The organism is Dokdonella immobilis (assembly GCF_900115085.1).
GTDB lineage: Bacteria > Pseudomonadota > Gammaproteobacteria > Xanthomonadales > Rhodanobacteraceae > Dokdonella > Dokdonella immobilis.
Genome location: NZ_FOVF01000013.1, coordinates 17585 through 29725, shown reverse-complemented (window position 1 = coordinate 29725; position 12141 = coordinate 17585). Strand labels below are relative to the sequence as shown.

The following is a 12141-nucleotide window of genomic DNA, read 5'->3' as shown; positions in this document are numbered from 1 at the left end:
GGAGGTCCCGGATGGCGGCACGATAGCAGGCAGGCTTGCCGGAACGAAACCGTCAATCGGACGATGGGTTGTGAACCCCGTGCGGCACGTGACCGGTGGCCACGTGCTGGCGTGCCGATTCGACGTTGAGCATCGAATCGTCGAAGAAGATGTCGGCGCCAAAGGCCTCGAGAAACGGGCCCTTCGAACGCCCGCCGAGGAACAGCGCTTCGTCGAGGCGGATCCCCCAGCTGCGCAAGGTCAGGATCACGCGCTTGTGCGCTGGCGCCGAGCGCGCGGTGACCAGGGCGGTGCGGATCGGCGAGGTTTCGATCGGGAACGCCGCCTGGATGCGATGCAGGGCCTCGAGGAAGGTGCGGAACGGCCCCACCGCAAGCGGCTCGTTGACCCTTGCCCTTTCGTTGCGGTGGAACGCATCGAGGCCTTCGTGATGGGAAACGCGCTCGGAATCGTCGCCGAAGATGACCGCATCACCATCGAAGGCGATGCGCAACTGCTCGGACGGCAGTTCGGGCGCCTTCGAGGGCAGGATCGTCGCCGCGGCCACGCCAGCGGTCAGCGCGCGACGCACGTCCTCGACATTGGCCGAGAGGAACAGGTTGGCCCCAAACGGGTGCGCATAAGAAGCGGTCGGCGCGCCGTTGGTGAATGCCGCGCGCACGATGTCGAGTCCGTAGTGCTCGATCGCGTTGAAGATGCGCAGGCCGGTGTCGGCCGAGTTGCGCGAGAGCAGGATCACCTCGACCCGTGGCGCCTCCGGGGCCAGCGCATTCAGGCGCAGCAGCTTCTGCACCAGCGGGAAAGCGATTCCTGGCTGCAGCAGTTCATCTTCGTGGGCGATCTGGTAGCGCGCGTAGGCATCGAGCCCTTCGCGCTCGAACAGCTCATGGCTGTCGCCAAGGTCGAACAGGGCGCGCGAGGAGATGGCGACGACCAGCTTGTCGCTGGTCGCCGGTGGCGGAATATCGTCTTTTTCGAAGCGGGCACCCATGGCGCGGATCTTACAGGGTGCCCCCGGATCAATCCTCGAAACTGTCAACGAAGATCATGTCGGTTGCGAGCTGAAAGGCATTCCATGCATCGACGCGCCCCATACCCTGCACCGGGTTGGGATATGTCGTCGCCGGGATGCCGCCGCAGACCTGTGAATCGTTGATCGGAACCGCGGTATCCCTGAGGATCTGCGCGACCCGCGCCGGATCGCCCTTCAGGGCAGGATTGGCCGACATGAGTAGCGCGACCACGCCGGCCACATGGGGCGTCGCCATGCTGGTGCCGCTGATCGTCATGTAGCTCGTGTCGCTGCCGTTGCTGATCGAGCGGACGCTCGAACCCGGCGCGATGACGTCCGGCTTGACACTCGACGAACCGAGACCCGGGCCGCGCAGCGAAAAGCCGGACATGGCGTCGCCGGACGTCATCGAGCCGATCGTGAACGACGCGTCGTAGATGGCGGGCGGGTCGATGATGCCGCCACAGGCGGATCCGCCGTTACCCGCTGCCGCGACGAACACGATGCCACCCGCAACGAGGTTTTCGATGGCCTCCTTGATCTCGGTACCCGCCGTGCACCCTTCACTGGCCGGGCAGCCCCATGAGTTGCTGATCACGTCGGGTGCCAGATCCGGATTCGGGTTGGCTCCGTTCAGGTCAGTCGGTGCGAGCAGCCACTGCGCACACTCGTTGTAGCGAGCCGGCGTGCCGTCGCCGGCATTCATGTTGCGGCACCCGATCCATTTTGCGCCAGGCGCCACGCCGACCTGATTGCTGCCGCCGTCGTCGCCGACCATGGTGCCGATCGTGTGGCTGCCGTGACCATTGTCGTCGCAGGGGACCGGCGAATCGGCGCCGCACGAGCTGCCTGCGACATGGATGGAATCATGCCAGTTGTAGTTGTGGTCGGCGCTGACGCCGTTCCAGCCACGGTATTTGGCCTTGATCGCAGCATGGGTCCAGCGAATGCCGGTGTCCTGACCGGCAATCACCACGTCCTGGCCGGTAAACCCGGCGGCCCAGACCAGTGGCGCCCGGACCTTGTTGACGCCCCATTCGATGGCCTGCGGCGCTGCGGGAGCCGACCCATCCGATTGAGTTGCGGACGAAGGATCGGGCAGCGGGCCGTTCTCGACAGGCTGCTTCAGCGCGTAGCTGCGATTCGACTCGATCTTGGCGACCTCCTCACGAGCCGCCAACGCCTCTATTTGCCGCGGCGTCAACGACGCCTGGATCATGTTGACGATCCAGTACGGGCGATAGGCAATGCCCTGCGCATCGAGCCAGTTGCGCAAACCGGCCTGGGTCACGTCCGCCGTTGCGCGCAGGGTATCGACCAGATTGCGCCGACGCTCGAGGTAGTTGCCATCATTGCGAAGAAGGCTCTTCGGTGCCCGTGCGGACAGCACGATCAGGGTATCGACGCTCCCCGAGCGCTGGGCCTCGGCGCGCAGGCCTGCCTCGATCTCGGCGGCACCGACAGGTGCCATGGCGGCCGCGCAAGCCAGAGCCAGAGGTGCCACGCGCAGGAATGGAACGGTCATCAACAAACTCCCCAAGAGTTGGCCCGCTCCGTGGGCAGACGTCCCGCCAGAGCGGGGCAATTTCGGACTTTAAGGGAAGTTGGCGCCGCTGCCTAGGAGCCTGTCGGACTTTGCAGGTCGAGGCGAGAATTCGGCTGTATGTGAGGAGATCTTTGACGATTTGCAGACCCATAGTGGTTCCATGGGTCAAAAAGCGGCGGAAATATGAACCATACAGACGGATTCGCAGCCCCGTCTGGCAAAGTCCGACAGGCTCCCGGGGATGCCCCTAGACCGTGAACTGTTCCTTGAGGATGCGTTCCTCCAGATTGAGTTCGGGGTCGAACAGAAGGGTCATGGTCTGGTCGGCCGATTCGCGGATGACCACCTCGACGACGTCGCGCACTTCGCTCGAGTCGGCCGTGGCGCTGACCGGACGCTTGTACGGATCGAGGATCTCGAACTTGATCTCGGTGGTCTCCGGCAGCACGGCGCCGCGCCACCGGCGCGGACGAAACGGGCTGATCGGCGTCATCGCCAGCAGCTTCGAGCCGATCGGCAGGATTGGCCCATGGGCGGAGAGGTTGTAGGCCGTGGACCCGGCCGGCGTCGCCACGAGGACGCCATCGCACATCAGTTCCTCGATGCGCACGATACCGTTCAGCGACACGCGGATGTGCGCCGCCTGCTTGGTCTGGCGCAGCAAGGAGACTTCATTGAAGGCCAGCGCCTCGACGCTGGTGCCCGATTCCGAATGGGCATGCATCGCGAGCGGACGCATGACCGTCGGCTGCGCACGCGCGATTCGCTCGGGCAGGTCATCGGCGTGAAACGGATTGAGGAGGAATCCGACCGTGCCGAGCTTCATGCCGTAGACCGGCTTGCCGAGGGCCAGATGGCGATGCAGGGTGCGCAGCATGAACCCGTCGCCGCCCAACGCCACGATGACATCGGCCTCCTCCGGCGCGAGGTCGCCGTAGCGCTCCTTGAGCTTGGCCAGCTCGGCCTGGGCCTCGGGGCCATGGCTCGCCACCAGAGCGATGCGCTGACTCACGTTGTCACCCCGCGTCGTTTGCGCTGCGTCCCGCAGCAGGCCCCGACTCTAGCAGACGGACGGAACCCGATGGATTCCGTCCGTCAGGCTGCGCTACACCAGTTGTGCCAGCCGGCGCACGGCCACGGACACGATCGGATAGTCGATGACGACCTGGCTGCGCATGTCGGCGAGCGTGCTCAGCAGTGCCTTCAGGGTCGGGTCGTCGCGACCGATCCAGGCGGCGACGCGATGGACACCCTCACCGGCGCATTCGAAGGCGAGCATCTGCGAGACCAGCGAACGCTGGTGCGAAAGCAGCTCGTCACGCAACGAGCCGCGCGCGTGCGCATGCCAGCGCGTCTCGACCGGCAGGTCCTCGATCTTTTCCATCAGCCACTTCAGGTTCAGGGCCTCGCCGACGGCGAAGAAGACCGAGGCCACGTCGATGACGCTGTGGCCGCTCTGCTGGGCGACCAGGGCGATGTCCATGGCCGAAGCCAGCGACGGCAGGTGGGCCAGTTGGTCGGCCAGTTGCTCCGGGAAGCCCTGTTCGATCCACTGCGCGCGCCCGGCTTCGAAGACTGCGTTTTCGGCAGCGCTGGTCACCGCGTCGATCCGGGCCCGCAGTTCACGCATCGGCGGCTCATAGCGCTCGACCGCCGCGGCGATATCGTGGACCTCGCCGGGATGGTTGAGCAGCCAGCGCGTCATCGTGCGCAGCAGGCTCCAGATGGCCAGGTTCGCATCGATCTGGGCATTGCCATTGACCTTGCCGTCGAGTTCCTCGATTTCGGCCCACAGCGTGCGCGCATCGAGCACTTCGCGGGCGATGTTGAAGGCCTTGGCCACGGCCGCGGGCGATTGCCCGGTGTCTTCCTGCATGCGCAGCATGAAGGTCGCGCCCATGCGGTTGACCATCGAGTTGGTCACCGCCGTGGCGATGATCTCGCGTTTCAGGCGGTGCCGCTCCATGTGCTCGGCGAAGCGTTCGCGCAGCGGTTCCGGGAAATAGCGACGCAGTTCCTTGGACAGGTACGGGTCTTCCGGCACGTCCGAATCAAGCAGTTGCTGGAAGATCACGATTTTCGAGTACGAGAGCAGGATCGCGAGTTCCGGACGGGTCAGGCCGACGCCGCGGGCCTTGCGCTCAGCGAACTCCTTCTCGCTGGGCAGGAATTCGATCTGGCGGTCCAGCAGGCCCTGCGCCTCGAGCGTGCGCACGAGGTGCTGCTTGGAGCCGAGCCGCGAGACCGACATGCGTTCCATGATGCTGATCGCTTCGTTCTGCCGGTAGTTGTCGAACAGGACCAGGCGCTCGACCTCGTCCGTCATCTCGCGCAGGAGGGCATTGCGCTGCTCGACGCTCATCTCGCCGCGGCGTACTGCATCATTCAGCAGGATCTTGATGTTGACCTCGTGATCCGAGGTATCCACACCGGCCGAGTTGTCGATGAAGTCGGTATTGAGCAGCACGCCGTTCTGGGCCGCCTCGATACGTCCGCGCTGGGTCATGCCGAGGTTGCCGCCTTCGCCGATCACCTTGCAGCGCAGCTCGCCGCCGTTGATGCGGATCGCATTGTTGGCGCGGTCGCCGGCATCAGCGTGGGTTTCGCTGGCCGACTTGACATACGTGCCGATGCCGCCATTCCAGAGCAGGTCGACCGGCGCCTTGAGGATCGCCGTGAGCAGTTCGTTCGGGGTGAGCTTCTGGGCGCCGCCGTCGATACCGAGCGCCGCCGCGGCTTCGGCGGACAAGTCGATGGTCTTGGCCGAGCGCGGATAGACGCCACCACCCGCCGAAATCAGCTTGGTGTCGTAGTCGGCCCAGGACGACCGTGGCAACTTGAACATGCGCTCGCGCTCGATGAACGAGCTGGCCGCATCCGGGTTCGGGTCGATGAAGATGTGCCGGTGGTCGAAGGCGGCGACCAGGCGGATGTGCCGGGACAGCAGCATGCCATTGCCGAAGACGTCGCCGGACATGTCGCCGACGCCGACGCAGGTGAAGTCCTCGCTCTGGCTGTCGCACCCCATGGCACGGAAATGGCGCTTGACCGATTCCCAGGCACCCTTCGCCGTGATGCCCATGCCCTTGTGGTCGTAGCCCACCGAACCGCCCGAAGCGAACGCATCGCCGAGCCAGAAATCGTGCTCGGCGCTGACCGCGTTGGCGATGTCGGAGAACGTCGCCGTGCCCTTGTCGGCAGCGACGACCAGGTAGGGGTCGGCATCGTCGTGGCGGACCACGTCCTGCGGATGGACGAGGTCACCTTCGACGAGATTGTCGGTGACATCGAGCAGGCCGTTGATGAACATGCGGTAGCAGGCCACGCCCTCGGCCAGGACCGCATCGCGTTCGCCGCTGGCCGGCGGTCGCTTGACGAAGAACCCGCCTTTCGAACCGACCGGCACGATGACCGTGTTCTTGACCATCTGCGCCTTGACCAGGCCGAGCACCTCGGTGCGGAAATCCTCGCGCCGGTCCGACCAGCGCAGGCCGCCACGCGCAACCGGGCCGAAGCGCAGGTGCACGCCTTCAACGCGCGGTGAATAGACGAAGATTTCGCGATAGGGGCGCGGCTTCGGCAGTTCGCTCAGTTGCGAAGGATCAAACTTGAAGCTCGTGTATTCGTGCGCCTTGCCATCGACGCGCTGGTAGTAGTTGGTGCGCAGGGTGGCCCGGATCACCGCGCTGAAGCTGCGCAGGATGCGGTCCTCGTCGAGGCTGGCGACGCGTCCCAGCAAGGTATTGATGGTCGAGGCGATGACCCGGCACTGGGTGTCGCGCGGCTGGTCGCGGCAGGCGATCAGCTCGTCGATCAGGCCGGGATTGTCGGCCAGCGACTGCGCCGGGATCAGCGTCTCCATCTCGTCGCGCAGGCGGCTGCGGGCTTCCTCGATGAACTCTGCGCCGGCGTCGAGGCGATGCGGATCGAACTTCGCTTCGAACAGTTCGACCAGCAGACCGGCCATGTCCGGATAGTTGGCCAGGGTCTGCTCCATGTAGGCCTGCGAGAACGGCACGCCGGTCTGCAGCAGGTATTTGCAGTAGCCGCGCAGGATGCTGACCTGGCGCCAGTCCAATTGGGCGGCGAGCACGAGCTTGTTGAAGCCGTCGTTCTCGGCATCGCCACGCCAGATGCGCTCGAAGGCCACCTGGAACAGTTCACGCACGCTGGGCAGTTCGAAGGCGAGTCGCCCTGGTCGGACCAGGATGTCCTGGATCGTGATCGCGTTGCCGCTGTTCCTGATCTCGTAGAGATTCTCGGTCAGAACGCTGAGACCGAGGTTTTCGAGCAGCGGGATGACCTCGGACAGGGTAATGTCGGCGCCGAGCCGGAATACCTTGAAGTGCAGCACGCCATCCTGCTTCTGCGACGGATACAGATTGAGCTGGATGTCGTCGGCATCGGCCAGGGCGGCCGCCAGTTCCACGTCGGAGGCTGCATTCTGCGGCGTGACCTTCTCGATGTAGCCTGCCGGCAAGGCCTTGCCATAGCGGCTGGCCAGCTTGCTGCCACGCTCCTCGCCATGGCTGGCGACGAGGATTTCGCGCAGGTCGTCGTGCCAGTTGCGCACGATCTCGGCGATGTTGGCTTCGAGTTCGGCCACGTTCCAGTCCGGGCGCTCACCCGGGTCCGGACGCACGATCATGTGCACGCGGGCCAGCGGCGACTCGTCGAGGAGCACGGTCGAGTCGATGCGTTCGGCGCGGAAATAGTCCCTGAGCATGGCCTCGATGCGCTCGCGCACCTCGGTATTGAACCGGTCGCGCGGCACGTAGGCGAGCATCGAGAAGAACCGGCCGTAACGGTCCCTGCGCACGAACAGGCGCGTGCGCGCCCGCTCGCGCAGGTCGAGCACGGCCATGGCGATCTCGTAGAGCTCGTCGGTCGAGCACTGGAATACTTCGTCGCGCGGCAGGGTGTCGAGGATGTGGCGCAGGGCCTTGCCCGAATGCGAATCGCGCTTGAGCCCCGAGCGGGTCAGGATGGTGTCGTAGTTCTTGCGCAGCAGCGGCACCTGGCGCGGCGGCGTCATGTACGCCGAGGATGTCAGCAGGCCGAGGAAGCGCTGTTCGAGGACCGGCTTGCCGCTGGCGTCGAAGCCGAGCACCGAAAGGTAGTCCATGTGGCCGGGGCGATGCACGCGCGATCGCGAATTGGTCTTTGTGAGGATCAGGGCTCCGACCGAGCCGGACTTCTCGAGATCGCTCGCCGCCAGCGTCTTCAGCGAACGCGCCGGAAAGCCCTTCTCGGAGCCACGCATGATGCCCAGTCCCGTGTTCTCGATCGGCTTGAGCACCTCATCGCCGTTCTCCTCGACGACGCGGTATTCACGGTAGCCGACGAAGGTGAAGTGATCGTCGGCGATCCACTTGAGAAATTCCTGGGCCTCGTCGAGGCTGGCCTGGTCGAACGGCAGGTTCAGGGTCGGCAGCTGGTCGGCGATTTCGAGCATTTTCGCCTTCATTTTTGGCCAGTCGGAGACCGCCGCGCGCACGTCCTCGACAGCCGCTGCGATGTTCCTGCGCAAGGCCTCGATCTCATTGGCGTCGCTGACCCGCTCGATCTCGAACAGCATGACCGACTCGGCCGCGCCACGTCCGATCTGTTCGTCGCCGAAGGCCAGGATGTGGCCGCCCGGATCGCGCTCCACGCAGAAGATTGGATGGATGACCGCGTGCGTGGCGAGACTCGCCTGGTTGATCGCCATCGAGACCGAATCGACCAGGAACGGCATATCATCGGTCGCGATCGCGATCATGGTGTGGCCGCTGTCGAAGCCCTCTTCGGCTGCCTGTGGATTGAATACCCGGATCTTGGCCGTGTGTGGCGTGCGCTGGCGCAGGTATTCGAACATGTACTGGGCGATCCGCGCCCATTCGGCGGGGTCCCTGCCGCCGATGTCGTCAGCGGGCACGTGCCGGAAGAAGTGGGCGGCAAAGGCCTGCGTGTCGCGCTGGCGGGAGGCCCCGCCCTGGCTGGAAATCTGGTTCAGGATCGGCTCAAGACGCTTGGATTCGCTGGCGACGCTTTGGGCATTCATTCCGATTCTTCGGGCTCGTGGGCGGTGGGCGCGGAGGATACGCTCGACCCCAGGCGGAATCCACCGCGCCAGCCTTTGCGCGGGCACCCGCAGCGGGGTCGCTCCGGGCCACGCAAGGGCCACGTCCGGGGTCCCTCCTTCGGGACATGCCGAGACCGGGAGCGACCAGCCGATCGGCGCGATTTGTCAAATCCGGCGCTGAACCTCCCGTTCAGGCGGTGACGCTGGCGGTCCGGAAGCTCTCAGCACCGGTAGTCGGACGTTTCCATTGGCGGACTTGTGAACTTCGTCAGACTTTTGGCATCGAAATCTGCGCCAGTTGGCAGAATCCGGAAGCGGCGAACGTCGATGGCACGCGGGTTGCAACCCCGGACAACGCATACCCCTGCAGTCGAGCGGATCATGAACGGCCACGGTGCGACACTTTCTGGCGCGGCAAGCGCCTGGAACCGGAGATACAGCCAACGGCTGGTCGCCTCGTTCCTGGTGCTCGCCGTCATCCTCGCCGCCGTCGCGGTCCAGGTCTACCGGGCCGTGGGTGAGTTCGTCGCGACCAACCACTGGGTCACGCATTCGCTCGAGGTCAAGCAGGAGATCACCCTGACCCTCGCCTCCCTGCACGATATCGAGGCCAGCCAGCGCGCCTACATCATCTCAGGCAAGGTGGAGAGGCTCGAGGACTACTATCGCGATTTCCCGCGCGCCAGCGAACACAGTGAGCGCCTGGCCGCGCTGGTGGCCGACGACCCGCAACAGGCGGAGACCGCTGCCCGCTTGCACGACCTGATCCAGCAACGCATCGATGGCATCAATGCGGTCCTCACCCAATACGCCAAGGGCGGCATCGAAGCGGTGCGGACTTCCCTGCAGGTCGCCCGCTCGCTGGAGGAGGACCATCGGATCGATGCCCTCGGCAAAACCATGCTGCGCAACGAAGAAGCGTTGCTGGCACAGCGCGAAAAGCGCATGGAGGAAAAAGCCGGGCTGACCACCTTGCTGACGACCGGCGCGGTCCTGGTCTGCCTGCTCATCCTGAGCCTGGCCCTGGTCGCCTTGTTGCGCGAAGAACGCAGGCGCCTGATCAGCGATGCGCGCGTCAAGTCTGCAAACGTCGAGCTGACCACGAGCCTGAACAAGTCGCAGGACCTGGCGCGGACCTTGCGCCAGCTCTCGGAACTGGGCGAAATGCTGCAGGGTTGCCGCAGCATCGAAGAAGCCACCGACAGCTTGCGGATTTCGCTGCCGCATCTGCTTCCCGGCAGCTCGGGCTCGATCAGCCTGATCAACGCGTCGAAAAACCTGCTCGAGCCGATCGCCACCTGGGGTTCGGGCATCGCCGCGGAAAGCGGAGTATTTTCTCCAAACGATTGCTGGGCGCTGCGTCGCGGCCACGTGCATCCTGCCTCCGGGACCCTGCCGTCCTTCACCTGCCGCCACCTGCATTCGGATTCCGACGAGGGTGCGCATGGCAGTCATTGCCGCTTGTGCGTGCCGATGGTCGCCCAGGGCGAGATGCTGGGCGTGCTCACCGTTAGCGACGATGCCGAAATCAGCACGGAGGTTCGCGAAATCGCGATCGCGGCCAGTGAACAGATCTCCCTGGCCATGGCCAACCTGCGCCTGCAGGAAACGCTGCGAACCCAGTCGCTGCGCGATGCGCTGACCGGACTGTTCAACCGGCGCTATCTCGAGGCCTCGTTCGAGCGTGAAATCCAGCGTGCCGAACGTCGCCAGTTGCCGCTCAGCGTGCTGATGCTCGACGTCGATCATTTCAAGCGGTTCAACGACACCCACGGGCACGAAGCCGGCGATACCCTGCTCGCCCAGTTCGGCGCCCTGCTTGCTCGCACCGTGCGCAGCGAGGACGTCAGCTGCCGCTACGGCGGCGAGGAATTCACCATCCTCATGCCCGAGGCCGATTCGGAGCAGGCTTTGCAGCGCGCCGAGGAGATCTGCTCCGCGGTGCGCAACCTCGACGTCCAGCACCGCAACCTGTCGCTCGGCCAGGTCACCGTATCCATCGGCGTGGCAACCTACGGCGAACACGGCAAGTCGGCCGAGGAACTCATGCGCAACGCCGACAATGCCCTCTATCTGGCCAAGAACAGCGGCCGCGACCAGGCCATGCTGGCCGAAGTGCTGCACCCCAAGTCCGAGTCGAAGACCCCGCTTTCGCTGGCCAGCGTTTCCCGTCTCGGCAGCACCAGCAAGGTCGGTTGAGTACGGGGGAGCGGTGATCCGGATACCTGCACGGGCCGCGCATCGGCAACAAACGGCGGTCGCGCGAGCCGGGAGGCGATCTCAGCGCAGCCCGGTCTCGTTACGGGCGATGACGAGACGCTGGATCTCGCTAGTGCCTTCGTAGATCTCGGTGATCTTGGCGTCGCGGAAATAGCGCTCGAGCGGCATTTCCTTCGAATAGCCCATGCCGCCATGGATCTGCACGGCCTGGTGGGTCACCCACATGGCGGCCTCCGAGGCATACAGCTTGGCCACCGCCGCCTCGGTGCTGAAACGCCCGCCGGTGCGGTCGGCCTCGCCCTTGGCGAATGCCGCACGCAGGGTCAGCAACTCGGCCGCATCGAGCCGGCATTTCATGTCGGCGATCTTGGCCTGGATCATCTGGAACGAGCCGATCGCGTGGCCGAATGCCTTGCGCTCCTGCACATAGGCAACGCTCGCCTGGTAGGCCGCTCGGCAAAGACCAACCGCCTGCGAGGCGATGCCGATGCGTCCGGCATCAAGCACCCCCATGGCGATACCGAAACCCTTGCCTTGCGGGCCGAGCATGTCGCCCGCGGGACAGACATAGTCGTGGAATTCGATCTCGCAGGTGGCCGAGGCACGGATGCCGAGCTTGGGCTCCACCTTGCCGGCGTGGAATCCGGGCCGAGCGGTATCGATGATGAAGGCGGAGATGCCCTTGGCGCCAATGCCGGGGGTCGTGATCGCGAACAGGATGATGTACTTGGCGACCGGACCCGAGGTGATCCAGCTCTTCTTGCCGTTGATGACCCAGTCGCCGTCCGCATTCCGCGATGCCTGGGTATGCATGGCCGAGGCGTCGGATCCGGATTGAGGTTCGGTCAGCGCGTAGGCGCCGATGTGCTCGCCCGAGGCGATCGCGCGCACATATTTCTGCTTCTGCTCCTCGGTGCCGTGCTGCAGGATGCCGTTGCAGTACAGCGAATTGTTGACCGACATGATCGTCGAGTGCGCCGTGTCGGCAGCACCGATCTCGATCATGGCCAGGGCGTAGGCGACCGGATCCATGCCGGCACCGCCGTATTCCTCGGGCACCTCGATGCCCATCAGGCCGAGTTGACCCATTTCGCGAATGTTCTCGAGCGGGAACCTGCCGGTTGCGTCGAGTTCGGCGGCAACCGGCGCGATGCGCTTCTGCGCGAACTCGCGGGCGATGGACTGGATCGAGAGCTGATCGTCGCTGAGGCGAAAATCCATGGGTCATCCTTTGCGGCGTGGGGCGGCCGGCGATTTTATCGCGTCGGGGGCCTTTCCGCCTGCCGATGGGGGAATCCC

6 protein-coding genes are annotated in these 12141 nt (G+C 65.0%); 1 reads left to right on the top strand and 5 read right to left on the bottom strand.

Annotated elements, in window-relative coordinates; all coding sequences use genetic code 11:
* Nucleotides 1-52 precede the first annotated feature (52 nt).
* The 4 genes from BM125_RS10450 to BM125_RS10435 form a co-directional block, all read right to left on the bottom strand.
* A complete protein-coding gene (locus BM125_RS10450; protein ID WP_092407685.1) occupies nt 53-991 on the bottom strand; it encodes a 5'-nucleotidase in 939 nt (312 codons plus the stop codon).
* A 28-nt stretch (nt 992-1019) separates the two neighbouring features.
* Nucleotides 1020-2537: a S8 family serine peptidase gene (locus BM125_RS10445; RefSeq protein WP_092407683.1), complete on the bottom strand. Its 1518-nt coding sequence runs from the start codon at nt 2535-2537 to the stop codon at nt 1020-1022.
* A gap of 268 nt (nt 2538-2805) precedes the next feature.
* A complete protein-coding gene (locus tag BM125_RS10440; protein WP_092407681.1) occupies nt 2806-3570 on the bottom strand; it encodes an NAD kinase in 765 nt (254 codons plus the stop codon).
* Nucleotides 3571-3663: 93 nt separating this feature from the next.
* Entirely contained in the window at nt 3664-8601 is a 4938-nt protein-coding gene (locus BM125_RS10435) for an NAD-glutamate dehydrogenase (protein WP_092407679.1), read from the bottom strand.
* Nucleotides 8602-9003: 402 nt separating this feature from the next.
* Between BM125_RS10435 and BM125_RS10430 the strand changes: the two genes are divergently transcribed.
* Complete coding sequence (locus tag BM125_RS10430; RefSeq protein WP_175498012.1) at nt 9004-10821, top strand: sensor domain-containing diguanylate cyclase; 1818 nt, start codon at nt 9004-9006, stop codon at nt 10819-10821.
* 81 nt (nt 10822-10902) lie between these two features.
* On the opposite strand, the gene BM125_RS10425 is transcribed toward BM125_RS10430, so the two are convergent.
* Complete coding sequence (locus tag BM125_RS10425) at nt 10903-12063, bottom strand: acyl-CoA dehydrogenase family protein (protein WP_092407675.1); 1161 nt, start codon at nt 12061-12063, stop codon at nt 10903-10905.
* Between the last annotated feature and the right edge of the window lie 78 nt (nt 12064-12141).